The following is a 14,426-nucleotide window of genomic DNA, read 5'->3' as shown; positions in this document are numbered from 1 at the left end:
TCGCGTTGCCCGGGGCCCCTCGTGCTGCGGTCTTCGACCAGGACTACTCGGCGCTCTGCAGGGCCTCGATGGCCTTGCGCACACCCTCGCCGTAGGCCGGGTCGGCCTGCGTGCAGTGACCGATGTGGCGCTCGATCGTGGCCTTCGAGGCGCCGTCGATGGCGCGGGCGGTGTTGCCGAACAGGGCGTCCTGCTCCTCCGGCGTCATCGCCCGGAACAGGTTCCCCGGCTGCTCGAAGTAGTTGTCGTCGTCCTCGCGGTAGTCGAACCGGTCGGCCGCGGCACCGTCCAGCGCCAGACCCGGCTCCGCGAACTGCGGCTGCTCCGCCCAGCGGCCGTAGCTGTTCGGCGTGTAGCCGGGCACGGCGCCCTGGTTGCCGTCCACGCGCAGCTGGCCGTCGCGGTGGTAGGTGTTGACGTTCTTCGCGCCGCGGGGCTGGTTCACCGGGATCTGATGGTGGTTGACACCGACGCGGTAGCGCGCGGCGTCACCGTACGAGAACAGCCGGCCCTGCAGCATGCGGTCGGGCGACGCACCCACGCCGGGAACGAGGTTGGCCGGGGTGAAGGCGGCCTGCTCCACGTCGGCGAAGTAGTTCTCCGGGTTGCGGTTGAGCTCGAACTCGCCGACCTCGATGAGCGGGTAGTCCTTCTTGGACCAGACCTTGGTGAGGTCGAACGGGTGGTATCGGTACGTCGCCGCGTCCGCTTCCGGCATGACCTGGATGTAGAACGTCCACTTCGGGTGGTCACCGCGCTCGATGGCGTCGAACAGGTCCGCCTGGGAGGACTCGCGGTCGGCGGCTACGACCGCGGCGGCCTCCTCGTCGGTCAGGTTCTTGATGCCCTGCTGCGTACGGAAGTGGAACTTCACCCAGAAGCGCTCGTTGCTCTCGTTGACGAACGAGTAGGTGTGCGAGCCGAAGCCGTGCATGTGGCGGTAGCCGTCGGGGATGCCGCGGTCCGACATCACGATGGTGATCTGGTGCAGGGCCTCGGGGAGGTTGGTCCAGAAGTCCCAGTTGTTCTCCGCCGAGCGCAGGTTGGTGCGCGGGTCGCGCTTCACGGCGCGGTTCAGGTCGGGGAAGTGGTGGGGGTCGCGGTGGAAGAACACCGGCGTGTTGTTGCCGACGACATCCCAGTTGCCCTCCTCGGTGTAGAAGCGGAGGGCGAAGCCACGGATGTCGCGCTCCGCGTCGGCCGCGCCGCGCTCACCTGCGACGGTCGAGAACCGGGCGAAGAGCTCGGTCTCCTTGCCGACCTCGGAGAACAGTGCGGCCCTGGAGTACCGGGTGATGTCCTGCGTCACCTTGAAGGTGCCGAAGGCGCCGGATCCCTTGGCGTGCATACGACGCTCGGGGATGACCTCACGGCTGAAGTGGGCCAGCTTCTCGAGGAACCAGACGTCCTGGAGCAGCATCGGCCCGCGGGGGCCGGCCGTGACGGCGTTCTCGTTGTTCGCGACCGGTGCGCCGGCGGCAGTGGTCATCGGCTTCGTGTTGTCAGAAATTTTCCTGCTCCTCTTTGTGAAAACTTCGGTGCACCGACTCCGGATCCCGCCGACCGCGCTCGGCCCGACATCCGGGGCACAGGCCCCAGTACGTCACCTCTACGTGGTCGACGCTGAACCCGTGATTCTGGGGCGCCTCGAGACGCGGAGCGCCCGGCGGGACATCGACGTCGGCGATCGTGCCGCAGGAGCGGCAGACCACGTGCTGATGGTTGTTCCCGGACTGTCCCTCATACCGTGCCGGGGAATTCGGCAGGTCGATCCGCCGGGCCAGTCCGGCGCCGACGAGCGTCTTGAGTACGTCGTAGACGGCTTGGGTCGAGACCGCGCCGATGCGTGTTCGTACCAGGGTGAGGAGGGTACTGACATCGGAGTGCGGGGCCTCGTGGACCGCCGAGAGCACGGCGACCCTGGGGCGGGTCACTCGCAATGACGCTCCGCGCAGGAGTGTCCTGGCCTCGGTTTCGATCACACACGCAGTCAACCACTTTTCTGGAATGATTCCAATCAAAGACACGTAAGAGAACTGTGATCGATCAAATCTCTGAAACGTGCCGTCCGAAACCCGCCAGCACCGCTGGGCACGATGCCGCACCCTGGAGGCATGACCAGCGACGACAGCAGATACGAGGCGGTGACCAGCCGCGATGCCCGGTTCGACGGAGAGTTCTTCTTCGCCGTGTCCACGACCGGCATCTACTGCCGCCCGAGCTGTCCCGCCACCACGCCCCACCGCCGGAACGTGACGTTCTTCCCGACTGCGGCCGCCGCCCAGAGCGACGGATTCCGTGCCTGCCGGCGCTGCCGCCCCGACGCGGTCCCCGGCTCCGCCGGCTGGAACGTGCGCGCGGACCTGGTGGGCCGGGCGATGCGGCTGATCGGCGACGGGGTCGTCGACCGTGAGGGCGTCGCCGGGCTGGCCGCGCGTCTCGGATACAGCGCCCGCCAGGTGCAGCGCCAGCTGAACGCAGAGGTCGGCGCGGGGCCCATCGCGCTCGCCCGCGCCCAGCGGGCCCACACGGCGCGGGTCCTGCTGCAGACCACCACCCTGCAGGCCGCCGAGATCGCGTTCGCCTCCGGCTTCGCCAGCGTGCGGCAGTTCAACGACACGGTGCGGGAGATCTACGCGCTCACCCCCGGAGAGCTGCGCGCCACCCGTCCCGGCCGCGCCTCCCGATTCGGCTCCGTCGGCATCGCGGACGGCGGCGGGGGAGTGCCGCTGCGACTCGCCCACCGGGGACCGTACGCAGCCGCCGAGGTCTTCGACCACCTCGCGGTCCGCGCCCTCGACGGCATCGAGGAGATGGCCGGCGAGCGCGGCGACCGCACCTACCGGCGGACCCTGCGCCTGCCCCACGGCACAGGCATCGCCGAGGTCCGCGAGAGCACCGGCGGGGGCTGGCTTGAATGCAGGCTGCAGCTGAGCGATCTGAGCGACCTGACGACCGCCACGCAGCGGATGCGCCGCCTCTTCGACCTCGACGCCGACCCCCACGCCGTCGCGGAGCGCCTCGGCGCCGATGCCGCACTGGCCCCGCTCGTCGCCCGTAAGCCGGGGCTGCGGGCACCCGGCGCCGCCGACGTCCACGAAGTGGCCCTCCGGGCGGTCCTCGGCGGGCAGGTCTCCGTAGCGGCGGGGCGCCGGCTCGGCAGCGCGCTGGTGGCGGCGTACGGCACGCCGCTCCGGGTGCCCAGCGGCGGCCTCACCCGCACGTTCCCCGAACCCGGCACCCTGGCAGAGGCGGGTCTGGCCGGGCTGGGGATGCCGGACTCGCGACGGACCGCCCTGCGCGGCGTCGCCGCGGCCCTCGCCGAGGGCCGGATCCGCCTCGACCCGGGCGCGGACCGGGACCGGGCCGAGAAGGAACTGCTCGGTCTGCGGGGCGTCGGGCCATGGACGGCCCGATACGTCCGGATGCGGGCGCTCGGCGACCCGGACGTCCTGCTGACCGGCGATACGGCGGTCCGCGCGGGGATGCGACACGCAGGTGTCGAGGCGGTGGACGCAGAGGCATGGCGGCCCTGGCGCACCTACGCCATGCACTACTTCTGGAACGAGGCGGCCGACCGCCGTCGCACCGCTTCGGCGGGAGGGATCTGAACGATGACCCCGGAAGGGACAGGAACGATGACGCTGCACACCACGATGGACAGCCCGCTGGGCGAACTGCTGCTGGTCGGCGAGGAGTCACCCACCGCGCAGGGCGGCACCGCCCTGGCCTCACTCTCCGTACCCGGCCAGAAGGGCGGCGCGACGGTCAGGGACGGCTGGACGGAGAGCGCGGACGCGTTCGCCGTGATCGCCGCCGAACTGCGCGCGTACTTCGCCGGCAGCCGCACCGAGTTCGGCATCGAGTACGCCGCCGGGCGCGGCACGGACTTCCGGCGTCGGGTGTGGGCTGCCCTGGAGGCCATCCCGTACGGAACCACGCTCAGCTACGGCGAGATCGCGGCGCGGATCGGGGCGCCGCGCGCCGCGGTGCGCTCGGTGGGCACCGCGATCGGCGCCAACCCGCTGCTGGTCGTGCGCCCCTGCCACCGTGTGATCGGCGCGAACGGTGCCCTGGCCGGCTACGCGGGCGGTCTCGACCGCAAGCGGCAGCTGCTGGATCTGGAGAGCCGCCGCCCGAATGCCTGACCGCACCGTGCGACGTGACCGCCAGGATGTCCGGTGACCCGCCCCGTCTCCCAGGAGAGCCGCCCCATGACCACCTCCACCGACCGCACCTCTCCGTGAACGCCCTGATCCCCCGCCCCGCCACGGAAGTCGCCCCGGGAGCCTGGCACGTACCCGGCTGGCTCACCCTCGACGAGCAGCGAAAGCTGGTGACCGCCTGCCGCGCCTGGGCCACCGGGCCCGTCCCGATCCGGCACACCCGCCTGCCGCGCGGCGGCGTCATGTCCGTACAGACCGTGTGCGTCGGCTGGCACTGGCAGCCGTACGCGTACTCCCGCACGGCGGACGACGTGAACGGCCGCAGGGTCGCCGCCTTCCCGGACTGGATGCTCCGGCTCGGACGCCGCGCCCTCCTGGAGGCATACGGCGACGAGGAGGCCGCGCGGGACTACACCCCGGACACCGCGCTCATCAACTTCTACGACGGGCAGGCCCGGATGGGCATGCACCAGGACAAGGACGAGCGATCGTCCGCACCGGTCGTCTCCCTGTCCGTCGGCGACGCCTGCGTCTTCCGCGTGGGCAACACGGAGACCCGCACCAAGCCGTACACCGACGTCGAACTCCTCTCGGGAGACCTGTTCGTCCTCGGCGGCCCCTCACGCTTCGCCTACCACGGTGTGCCCAAGGTCCGGGAGGGCACCGGTGACCCGGCCACCGGGCTGAACTCCGGGCGGCTGAACATCACGATGCGGGTCACCGGTCTCGCGTAGCCGCAGCGGCCGCCCTTCTCCCCTCCCAGCTGCGACGGGATCGCTGTCAGTGGCGCCCAGTAGGTTCAGTCGTGTTCCGCCGACCCGGCGGGAACGACCACTTAGTTGTGCATGGGAGATGGCGCGTTGTCCGATTGGGAGAGGTCGAGCACGGCACGGGTGGTACCACCCGCGCGGCCGCGCAAGCTCGCCAAGGTTCCGTTCGTCGAGCTGGCGGACGGACGCCTGCAGGGTGTGGTGTCCAGCGGATCGGACATCGGACGTGTCTACGTGTCGTCCGTCGCCACGGGCAGCTTCGCGTTCGCCTGCAGCACCAACAACAACCGGCCCTGCGGCGGTGCGCGCGGATCGTTCTGCAACCACATAGGCGCCCTCATCAACGAGGCGGTCCTGCAGTACGGTGCCCCGCGTGTCGTCCGGTATCTGAAGGCCGACGTCCCCGAGGGCGACACGGACGGTGCCGGACTGGCCTCGGCCATGAGGAGCACCCGTCCGCAGATGGACACGACGAAAGCCGCCGCGTCCGTCTTCAGCCGGTTCCTGCGCCACCTTGCCTATCTCGAACACGCGCCGTCCACAGCCCCGTTGCCCGAGATGCAGTTCTTCCCGCCGACCCGGGCGGTGGCGTGATGCGCGCCGATCTGCTCGCCGGGCCCGTCGACGGTCTGGACGAAGCCCTGGCCGCCGTCGACGCCTTCGACCAGGCCCTCGTCACGGGTCTGCTCCGGCCCCGGCCGGCCGAAGCCTCCGGCCCGTCACGGCTCGCCGACGCCGTGACCGGGACGCCACTGGCCGCCAGGGTCTCCGAAGCGGCCGCGAAGGCGGCCGCCGGAGCAGCGGACGAGGACCACTTCGTGGCTCTCGCCGCCGCACGGACCGCGCTGCTCGGCTCGGTCCACGACGCCCTGCTGAACCGTGCCGACGAAGCGGCCGGCCGCCGGCGCGGGGCGGATGCCGTCCTCGTGGCCGCCGGACAGCCGGCGGTCAATCTGCTGACGGCCGCCCGCGCGTGGCTGTCCGACCTGGCGCGCTGCGGATGGCAGGGACTCGACCACGAGGTGGTGTCCGGGGCCGCCGAGGTCGTCTCCGCGATGCTCCCCGACCCGTCCCTGCGACGCCTCGCGGCCCTCCTCGACGGCTTCGCCGCCGAACTCGCCGCGTCCTGCCCCGGTGCGTCGCTGGAGCGGTTCCCACTGCGCCGATGGGCCGACCTCTGGTCGCGCGGCATGCTGCTGACGGTGCCCGGCGCGGCGGCCACGCCGGCCGTCGGTACCGTCGACGGACGCCTGCTGCCCCTCGGTGTCGACGTGACCGAGCACGCGACCGCAGCACAGGCACAGGTCCACGCGGTGTTCGAGCCCGCGGACGGCTCGGCGCCCCGGCTCGTGCGCGCCGGCGTCTCGGTGCCCAAGCCCGACACGGTCGTCGGGGCCGGTATCTGGCAGCTGATGCGCCCGCACATGTCGCTCCTCGCCGCAGCCGGTGAGGGCCGCTCCATGGAGCTCACCGGTATGCCGGTCACCGCGGAGGGTGACCTCCTCTGGAGCGACGAGCACGCACGCGCGGGAGAGCCGGCCGATGCGTTCGCCACCGCCCGTGTGGCCCTGCCCACCGCGACCGCCCCGCGCACCGCCCCCCTGGACCGGCACCCGGCGCGCATCGCCGTGCCCGTCTTCCTGGAGGGCTACACCGTCCGGACGGATGACGACGGCCGAGTGACCTTCACCGTCGCCGGCTTCGACCTGGCCGTGGACACCGACCGCATACCGGCTGCCGGGCCCCTCACCCCCGAGGCCGTCGCCAGGTCCGGCGCGTGCATCGCGCTGATCCGGTGGGACGCCGGCGCGTTCGGCGTGCAGCCCCTGGCCGTCGAGACCACGGTGCGGAAGAAGGTGACCTCCCTGCACGCCGGTGCGTGGGCCGGGGGGACGACGGACAAGGCCGGCGTCAAGGCGGAGAAGGCCGCAACCGATGCCGCCAAGGTGCTGAGCGAGCGCGCGGGAAGGCTGCTGCGCAAATGACCGGACGACAGAGTCCCGAGGTGACCGGAGAGACCTCGCACGACAACCGCCGCCAGGTCATGTACTGGCGCCTGCTCGCCCGCCTCTTCGACCACGAGGAGCAGGCGGCCCTGGAATCCGCGAGCCTCGCGGTGGTCGAGGACATCGGCCTGCCGGCCAAGCTGCTGGATCCGCAGGCGTCGGTCGACTCCGTGGTGCAGCGCCACCCCGAACTGGCCGCCGAGTTCGACGGTCTGATGGTGCCGGAGGACGACGCCGACGATGAAGGCGTGGTCGGCGACACCCGCGACCGGGCCGCCGAGGTGCGGCGCGCCGCACTCGTTTCGAAGGTCCTGCTGAACGTCTTCCACTCCCCGCCCGGCACCGTCACCGCAGGGCAGCTGTCACGGTGGCAGTCCGACGCGGGCTGGCTGGAGCGCGCGCTCGGCTGCAGGCCCGGCGAGCTGCGCGGCGGACGCGCCGGAGGCACGGGCGTCAGCCCGACCGGCACGGGCGGCGGCGGAAGGACCCCCGACCTCAGCCGTCTCATCCCGGAGATCGGGCTCGGCTCCATCGAGGCCGGCCTCGTCAAACGGATGAGGCTGCGCGAAGTGCTCGCCGATCCCCAGCTGGCCGGTCGGCTGACGCCGAGCATGTCGCTGATCGAGCAACTGCTGCGGGACAAGGACAACCTGTCCGGTGTGGCTCTGGCCAACGCCAAGTCCCTGATCCGCCGCTTCGTCGACGAGGTCGCCGAGGTACTGCGCACACAGGTGGAGAAGTCGACCGTCGGCGCCCTGGACCGTTCGGTCCCGCCGAAGCGGGTGTTCCGCAACCTGGACCTCGACCGCACGATCTGGAAGAACCTCACCAACTGGAGCCCCGAAGAGGAACGCCTCTACGTCGACCGGCTGTTCTACCGCCACACCGCGCGCAGGACGACGCCGCAACGGCTGATCGTCGTCGTGGACCAGTCGGGCTCGATGGTGGACTCGATGGTCAACTGCACCATCCTCGCCTCGATCTTCGCGGGCCTGCCCAAGGTGGACGTCCACCTCATCGCGTACGACACCCAGGCCCTCGACCTCACTCCGTGGGTGCACGATCCGTTCGAGACCCTGCTGCGCACCAACCTGGGGGGCGGCACCGACGGCACCGTCGCCATGGCACTGGCCCAGCCGAAGATCGCCGAACCCCGCAACACGGTCGTGGTGTGGATCTCGGACTTCTACGAATGGCAGACCGAGCCCCTGTTCGAGAGCATGGCCGCCATCCACCGCTCCGGCGCCAAGTTCATCCCGGTCGGCTCCGTGACCAGCTCCGGCCGCGCCAGCGTCAACCCGTGGTTCCGGGAGCGTTTCAAGGACCAGGGGACGCCCGTGCTGTCCGGCCACATCCGCAAGCTCGTCCACGAGCTCAAGACCTTCCTCACCTGAAGCCTCTCGGCACCGGTGCAGTCGAACCCGAACCCTCAGAAAGGCCCCACACATGTCCGACCTGTTGCGCGCCCCCGCCGAGATCAAGTACGCCGAGGAGCTCGACTGGCTGGAGTCCGTCGACGACGGCCCCAAGCCGTTCTCCTGGCGGCTGTCGCCGAAGATGGTCCGCCTGTTCATCCTCGGATCCGAGCGCTCCGACGGCCTCGACCGGGAGATCTCCCAGAAGTGGTACGGAGACCGCAGCTTCGTCGAGCGCTCCATCGTCACGCTGGCCTCCGACCGGGGCCTGCTGCTCATCGGGGACCCCGGCACGGGCAAGAGCTGGCTGGCGGAGCTGCTCTCCGCAGCCGTCTCCCGTAACTCCACCCTGGTGGTGCAGGGGACGGCCGGCACCACCGAGGACCACATCAAGTACTCGTGGAACGTGTCGATGGTGATCTCCAAGGGCCAGTCGCGGGAGTCGATGATCCCTTCACCGATCATGACCGCGATGGAGACCGGGGCGATCGGCCGCTTCGAGGAGCTGACCCGTTCCACCAGCGACGTCCAGGACGCACTGATCTCGATCCTGTCGGAGAAGTACATCTCGGTCCCGGAGATGGACAGCGACAACATCGTCTTCGCCAAGCCCGGTTTCTCGGTCATCGCCACGGCCAACAGCCGCGACCGCGGGGTCAACGACCTGTCCTCCGCGCTCAAGCGCCGCTTCAACTTCGTCCGCATACCGGTCGTGACGAACAAGAAGAGCGAGGCGGAGATCGTCCGCTTCCGCACCGAGGAACTGCTGCGCCGCCATCAGATCGAGCTGGACGTGCCGCCGACCCTCCTGGACGTACTGCTGCAGAGCTTCGCCGACCTGCGGGCCTCCGCCGCCGCGGCCGGCAGCGACGACGAGAAGCTGGAGTCCGCGTTGTCGAGCGCCGAGCAGATCGGTGTACTGGAGGACGCGATCCTGCACAGCAACTTCTTCGGCGAACGCGCGCTGACCGCCCGCACCCTCGCCTCCTCGCTCGTCGGATCTCTGGCGCGGCGCGAACCCGAGGACCTCGCCATCCTCAACAAGTACCTGCACGGCGTCGTCGAGCCGCGCAGCAAGGAGGAGGGCGGCAGCTGGCCGGAGTTCCTGGAGGGCGGCCGCGACGCGATCGCCACCCTGTCATGAGTGCCCGGAGCGAGGGGACACCCTTCGAGGCGCTGAGAACACAACTGCAGGAGGCCGCAACGGAGTTCGCCGACGGCCCGGACGCACTGCAGGGGATCCTCCTCGGCATCGTCGACGATGTCGACCGCGCCGTACGCGAGCCCCTGGAGATCTTCCCCGTCTGCCACCACTCGCCCGCGTCGGCGGTCGCCATGGCACGGCGGTTGCGGGAGAAGCAGCCGAAGGTGGTGTATCTGGAGCTGTGCGAGGACATGGCACCCCTGCTGTCGGAGCTCCGAAACTGCCGGCTGCCGGTCGCCGTCCAGGCCTTCGCGAGCGAGGTCAAGGGCTTCCCCGCGGACTGGGCACCCCTGTCGGTCGTGGCCCCGATCACCGAGGCGTCAGCCGAATACCAGGCCATCTCCTACGCCTTGGACACCCCGGGCGTCGAACTGGTCCTCGTGGACCGGTCCTCCGACCACGTGTTCCAGTGGCAGGCGGGCGGGACGGAGCCCACCGGCCCGGACGACCGGCCCGCCGAGGAGGAGGCGGCGCTGCACGGTGACGCCGTCGGGGTGGAGATCGGAGACCTGCGGCCACGCTTCGCCGAACTCGAGGAGCACCTCCTGCACCACGGCCGCGTGCGGCACTGGTCGGAGTGGTGGCACCAGTACGTCGAGCTGCCCCTCGGCGACAGCGACCACGACACCTACCGCCAGGTCATGCTTCTCATCGGCAGCCTTTTCCGCCGCCTGGCCCCGGGGGACACGGGCCGGGTCCGGGTGGACGAGGACCGCGAGCGCTACATGTGGACCCGGATGCGTGAGCACCTCGCCGCGACGGGCACCGACCCCGAGGACTGCCTCTACGTCTGCGGCGCGTTCCACGCGTCCAGCCGGGTCGAGGAGTTCGGTGTCCACGGCAGCGACACCTTCGAGATCAGCCCGACGAGCGAGAGCACCTGGCAGTACGGCCTGATCCCGTCCAGCCACGCGGCGATCGAGGCGCAGTTCGGACTGGCGGCCGGATCCGTGTCGATCGCCGCCACCCAGTGGTCCAAGAACCTCAAGCGCACCCGGGTCCAGCCGTTCCGGCTCGCCGGCCAGGATGGCGTGAAGAAGGCGGCGAAGCCGAGGAAGGCCGCCGCGATGGCCGGTCCCGTGGGCGCGGAGGTCACCTCCGACAAGCTCTCCGGCTTCCTGCAGAGCCCACCCGCCCTCGACCGGCTGGACGAGGCCGAACTCCTCGGCTGGTCCGTGGAGATCGTGCGCTCCGCCCGCCGAAACGGCTACCTCGCCTCCACCGCCGACGCCATCGCCGTCTTCGAGACGTCGATCCTGCTGGCCGGTATGCGGGACCGGGCCAGGCCCACCCCGTACGACTTCCAGGACGCGGCGGTCACCTGCATCGAGAAGGAGACCGTGCCGGGCAGGCGTGACGTCCGCCGCCTCGTGGAGATCCTGATGGGGGGCGACCGGATCGGCAGGGTCGGTTACGACGCGCTGCCGCCCCTGGCCCGCGACGTGCACGACCGCCTGGCCCCGCTCAACCTCAAGCTGCAGCAGCGCGGTGTGCAGCGGGCCCTGCTCGACATGACCTCCCAACCGGAACTGCGGCAGTGCTCCGACGTGCTGTGGATGCTGCGCCATCTGATGCCGCACGGCGCCGCACGGCCGATCATGGGCGAGCGGGAGCTCGGCAAGCAGTCGGTGCAGGAGTCCTGGGACCTGGCACTGGGCACGCATCAGCGGGCGCTCATCGAGCTCGGTTACGAGGGCGTCAGCATCGAGCAGGTCCTGGAGCAGCGCCTGCGCCGTGCCGCGTACGCCCCGAACGCCACCACGGCGCAGGTCCTCGCGGCCGTCGAGGACGCCGTGCTGCATCTGCGCAGCGGCCGCCTCGCCGACGAACTCGGCACCCGGGCCCTCGAGGTGCTCGCCACCGAGCGCAGCGTCGACGGGGCGCCGGAGGTCCTGCGCCGGGTGCGCCGGCTCCTGGCGTACTACCGGATCAGCCGGCCGGTGCTGCCGTCGTGGATCGAGTCCTTCGCCAAGACGGGGTACGCGCACTACTGCACTCTCCTGCCGACGGCTTTCACCGACGAGGACGCGACCGTGCGCCAGGTCGCCGCGATGCTGGGATTCCTCTTCAGCATGGAGAGCCTGGCCCTGTCGCTCGGCTGCGACCGGACCCAGCTGGAGCTCGCCTTCGCCCAGTCGCACCCGCAGGAGCCCTCCAGGGTGGCCCTGCTGTGGGCGGCCCAAGTGCATCTCGGACAGCTGTCCCGGGGCGAGTTGCGGCAGCGGTGCGACGAACTGCTGGCCGACCCGCTGGTGGTGCCCGCCTATCCGCGCTATCTCAGCGGATTCCTGCATGCGCTCGAGCCGGTCCCGCAACTGGCGGACTTCGTCGTGGAGGCGGTCTCGAAGGCCTTCGCACGGCTGCCGGATCCGGTGCTGCTGCCCTGGCTGCCGACGCTGATCACCACTCTGCGCTCGGAGGGCGCCGACCTGGCCCCTCTGCTGATTCGTGAGGCCGGACGTGTCTTCCCCGGCCGCCTCGCGGCGCTGGACGGGTGGGTCGCGCCGTGGCAGGCCGCCCCGGAAGAACCCGTCACGGCGGCTGCCGGAGGCGTCACGGCCGGTCGCGCCGTCCTGCTCGCCGCGCACCCGGACACGTGCGACAGCGTGGCGGAGCTGCTGGGCTGGGAGGGCACCTGGGAGGCGGAGGTGTCCGCACCCTCGGGCGCGGTCCTCGACGGCCGCCACCCCGAGACAGCGGTGGCACTGGAGGCGCTGCTGGCGGGATCGTGACGGCTGCTGCATGAGGTGAGGGGGCACGGGCGGCCCGGCGGACGGTCGGACGACGAAGCGCCGGGTGGCGCCCGGCAGCGCGTGCACGAAGAGGCCGGTGTGTGACGCCGCCGACGATCACCGCTCCCTTCGCGAACCGGACGGCGTCACGGCGATCGAGCTGCGGTGGCAGCCGGCCGGGCCAGTGCCCCTGCGGCGCCGGCCCAGGCCGTCACACGCCCCTCCAGTGTCCCGAGGAAGGCGAAGCGGGGCACGCAGTGTGGCCGCCGGCCGCCGGCCGGCGGAAACCCAGGTGGCCTCAGCGCGCGAGCTGGGTAGAGTCGCGCAATGCCCGAGCTGAAGCGGTTGCACGCCGAGCACGCCCCGGCGGTCCTGGCCTTCGAGCTGGCGAACCGCACCTATTTCGCCTCCTCGGTCTCCGACCGCGGCGACGACTTCTTCGACAGGTTCGCCGACCGGTACAGCGCCTTGTTGGACGAGCAGGAAAGCGGCGTCTGCGCGTTCTACGTGCTCGTCGCCGAGGACGGCTCGGTACTCGGCAGGTTCAACCTGTACGACCTGGAGGACGGCACGGCCAGACTCGGCTACCGGGTCGCGGAGCGGGTCACCGGCCGCGGCGTGGCGACCGCGACCATCCGGGAGTTGTGCTGGATGGCCGCAGCGACGCACGGCCTGCGCACACTGCGGGCGGCCGCCGCCCACGACAACGCCGCGTCCGGGAAGGTACTGACCAGGGCCGGGTTCGTCCCGGTCGGCCCGGCCGACCCGGCTGATCTCGGCGGCGCGCCGGGCACGTGGTACCGGCGCGACCTCCTGCTGTGAGAACCCTGCTCGCCGCCGGGGAGTGTCCGGGGGCCTGATGACGTGCGAGCGGACCGTCGGACCTGACCGGGCCCGCTCGTGAGGGACCGGAACGCCGGCAGCAGGCGAGACCGTCGCAGGCGAAGGCCCGCCGCAGCCATCGGGGGACGGCTGTGACGGGCCTTCGCGGGTTGGGTCTCTTCGTCGACGACGACATCTGGTACCAGTCGATGATCGCCAGTGCTCGTACCACCGCGCAGATCATCGAGACCGCACGGCAGGGCGTCGGTGTCCTCGGCCCCGGTACTCCGGCAGCCGGCCGCCTCGAGAACATCGCCCGGTTCCTCGACTTCGTCGCCGAGAACATCGCCCGCGCGGCGGAACAGGCCCGCGAGGTACTCCACGCGAAGCCCGGCACGAAGCCGGACGGCCCTTCCTGAGCCGCGGCCGAATCCCGACCGGCCACGGCGGGTGCGTGTGGTGGCCTGCGGACAGCAGGGGCGCGTAACCGGCGCACGGGAGCTTGGCGCGACCTCCGCATACGGCGAAAGTACGCGGGCGTACGCCAGCGGCTATCCGAAAATGTCTGGTTCATATCAAGTTCTACCGGCACCATAAGGACATGGGGTGGCTGATTTTCTTCGAACAGCATGGATTGGCATATTCCGCAGGCGGGCGCACTCCGTCGCGCGCACTCGGCTGCTCGTAAGTAATCAGGCGAATACACGCCGTTCGTGGCCGCGGGTCCTCTAATGTGATTGACGTGAACGGGTGACGTCGGGTTGACCCTGGATCAGGTGCAGGCATGTCGGTGGTATGGAGACGTTACGTATCCCCGTTCCATGTGACCGGTTAACCGCGTCGCGGGGCCGGGGGTTCGGTGGTGTGCCGCGGAAAGGACCGAAGCGGTGCGCCCGGGCATGGCTGATGAACGTGTCATGGAAAGAGTGAGAACAAGTGGGGGGACGGACGTGACCAATCCTTTCGATGACGAGTCGGGGCGGTTCGTGGCGTTGGTGAACGACGAGGGCCAGTACTCCTTGTGGCCCGCGCATATCGACGTTCCGGGCGGCTGGCGCGCCGACGGGCCGGAAGGGTCGCGTCAGGAGTGTCTCGACGTGATCGAGGGCGCCTGGACCGATATGCGGCCCGCGGGTCTGGTGCGTGCGATGGAGGTCGAGGCCGGCTAGGCCGGCGGCGGTTCGTCGAGGAGGCTTCCCAGGTCGAGTGCCGGGCCGACGCTCCCGTCTGATCGATTCCGTTCGAGTTCGAGCGGAATCGATCAGGCGCGCACGATAACTGTCGTGACTCGATCGACCTTGCTCATTCTGC

At 70.6% G+C, this 14,426-nt stretch carries 12 protein-coding genes and 1 pseudogene; 11 read left to right on the top strand and 2 right to left on the bottom strand.

What is annotated here, in order from left to right; all coding sequences use genetic code 11:
- Positions 1-43: 43 nt before the first annotated feature.
- Together ABZ441_RS19055 and ABZ441_RS19050 are read right to left on the bottom strand one after the other, a co-directional pair.
- Positions 44-1,489: a catalase gene (locus ABZ441_RS19055; RefSeq protein WP_358975169.1), complete on the bottom strand. Its 1,446-nt coding sequence runs from the start codon at positions 1,487-1,489 to the stop codon at positions 44-46.
- Between the two features lie 13 nt (positions 1,490-1,502).
- Complete coding sequence (locus ABZ441_RS19050; RefSeq protein WP_358975166.1) at positions 1,503-1,982, bottom strand: Fur family transcriptional regulator; 480 nt, start codon at positions 1,980-1,982, stop codon at positions 1,503-1,505.
- Between the two features lie 132 nt (positions 1,983-2,114).
- Here ABZ441_RS19050 and ABZ441_RS19045 point away from each other — a divergent pair, with 132 nt between their 5' ends.
- The 11 genes and pseudogenes from ABZ441_RS19045 (at position 2,115) to ABZ441_RS18995 (ending at position 14,284) form a co-directional block, all read left to right on the top strand.
- Positions 2,115-3,611: an AlkA N-terminal domain-containing protein gene (locus ABZ441_RS19045; protein ID WP_358975163.1), complete on the top strand. Its 1,497-nt coding sequence runs from the start codon at positions 2,115-2,117 to the stop codon at positions 3,609-3,611.
- A 27-nt stretch (positions 3,612-3,638) separates the two neighbouring features.
- Positions 3,639-4,148, top strand: coding sequence for a methylated-DNA--[protein]-cysteine S-methyltransferase (locus tag ABZ441_RS19040; protein ID WP_358975160.1), 510 nt, complete (start codon positions 3,639-3,641; stop codon positions 4,146-4,148).
- Between the two features lie 95 nt (positions 4,149-4,243).
- Positions 4,244-4,900 (top strand): alpha-ketoglutarate-dependent dioxygenase AlkB, encoded by a 657-nt coding sequence (locus tag ABZ441_RS19035; RefSeq protein ID WP_358975157.1) that lies wholly within the window; start codon positions 4,244-4,246, stop codon positions 4,898-4,900.
- Positions 4,901-5,011: 111 nt separating this feature from the next.
- Positions 5,012-5,530, top strand: a complete 519-nt coding sequence (locus ABZ441_RS19030) for a hypothetical protein (protein WP_358975154.1) — start codon at positions 5,012-5,014, stop codon at positions 5,528-5,530.
- The gene (locus tag ABZ441_RS19025) at positions 5,530-6,921 is read left to right on the top strand and encodes a hypothetical protein (RefSeq protein WP_358975151.1); all 1,392 of its coding nucleotides are present in this window, start codon (positions 5,530-5,532) and stop codon (positions 6,919-6,921) included. Before ABZ441_RS19030 ends, ABZ441_RS19025 begins: the two co-directional genes overlap by 1 nt.
- Positions 6,918-8,336, top strand: coding sequence for a VWA domain-containing protein (locus tag ABZ441_RS19020; RefSeq protein ID WP_358975148.1), 1,419 nt, complete (start codon positions 6,918-6,920; stop codon positions 8,334-8,336). Before ABZ441_RS19025 ends, ABZ441_RS19020 begins: the two co-directional genes overlap by 4 nt.
- A gap of 52 nt (positions 8,337-8,388) precedes the next feature.
- Positions 8,389-9,501 (top strand): AAA family ATPase, encoded by a 1,113-nt coding sequence (locus tag ABZ441_RS19015; RefSeq protein WP_358975145.1) that lies wholly within the window; start codon positions 8,389-8,391, stop codon positions 9,499-9,501.
- Positions 9,498-12,293: a hypothetical protein gene (locus tag ABZ441_RS19010; protein WP_358975142.1), complete on the top strand. Its 2,796-nt coding sequence runs from the start codon at positions 9,498-9,500 to the stop codon at positions 12,291-12,293. Before ABZ441_RS19015 ends, ABZ441_RS19010 begins: the two co-directional genes overlap by 4 nt.
- A gap of 327 nt (positions 12,294-12,620) precedes the next feature.
- Positions 12,621-13,115, top strand: coding sequence for a GNAT family N-acetyltransferase (locus ABZ441_RS19005; protein WP_358975140.1), 495 nt, complete (start codon positions 12,621-12,623; stop codon positions 13,113-13,115).
- A 182-nt stretch (positions 13,116-13,297) separates the two neighbouring features.
- Positions 13,298-13,534, top strand: a pseudogene (locus tag ABZ441_RS19000) (MarR family transcriptional regulator); the annotation flags it as partial.
- Positions 13,535-14,065: 531 nt separating this feature from the next.
- Positions 14,066-14,284: an MbtH family protein gene (locus tag ABZ441_RS18995; RefSeq protein ID WP_358975137.1), complete on the top strand. Its 219-nt coding sequence runs from the start codon at positions 14,066-14,068 to the stop codon at positions 14,282-14,284.
- Positions 14,285-14,426 lie beyond the last annotated feature (142 nt).

Source organism: Streptomyces sp. NPDC005752, assembly GCF_040630715.1.
Classification (GTDB): Bacteria; Actinomycetota; Actinomycetes; order Streptomycetales; family Streptomycetaceae; genus Streptomyces.
The sequence above is the reverse complement of the archived record's forward strand: the minus strand, read 5'-3'. Positions and strand labels throughout refer to the sequence as shown.

Bases quoted from the DNA above. Each gene is read 5' to 3' on its own strand.
- ABZ441_RS19055 (WP_358975169.1), bottom strand. From the start codon at position 1,489: ATGACCACTGCCGCCGGCGCACCGGTCGCGAACAACGAGAACGCCGTC.
- ABZ441_RS19045 (WP_358975163.1), top strand. From the start codon at position 2,115: ATGACCAGCGACGACAGCAGATACGAGGCGGTGACCAGCCGCGATGCC.
- ABZ441_RS19040 (WP_358975160.1), top strand. From the start codon at position 3,639: ATGACGCTGCACACCACGATGGACAGCCCGCTGGGCGAACTGCTGCTG.
- ABZ441_RS19030 (WP_358975154.1), top strand. From the start codon at position 5,012: ATGGGAGATGGCGCGTTGTCCGATTGGGAGAGGTCGAGCACGGCACGG.
- ABZ441_RS19025 (WP_358975151.1), top strand. From the start codon at position 5,530: ATGCGCGCCGATCTGCTCGCCGGGCCCGTCGACGGTCTGGACGAAGCC.
- ABZ441_RS19020 (WP_358975148.1), top strand. From the start codon at position 6,918: ATGACCGGACGACAGAGTCCCGAGGTGACCGGAGAGACCTCGCACGAC.
- ABZ441_RS19015 (WP_358975145.1), top strand. From the start codon at position 8,389: ATGTCCGACCTGTTGCGCGCCCCCGCCGAGATCAAGTACGCCGAGGAG.
- ABZ441_RS19010 (WP_358975142.1), top strand. From the start codon at position 9,498: ATGAGTGCCCGGAGCGAGGGGACACCCTTCGAGGCGCTGAGAACACAA.
- ABZ441_RS19005 (WP_358975140.1), top strand. From the start codon at position 12,621: ATGCCCGAGCTGAAGCGGTTGCACGCCGAGCACGCCCCGGCGGTCCTG.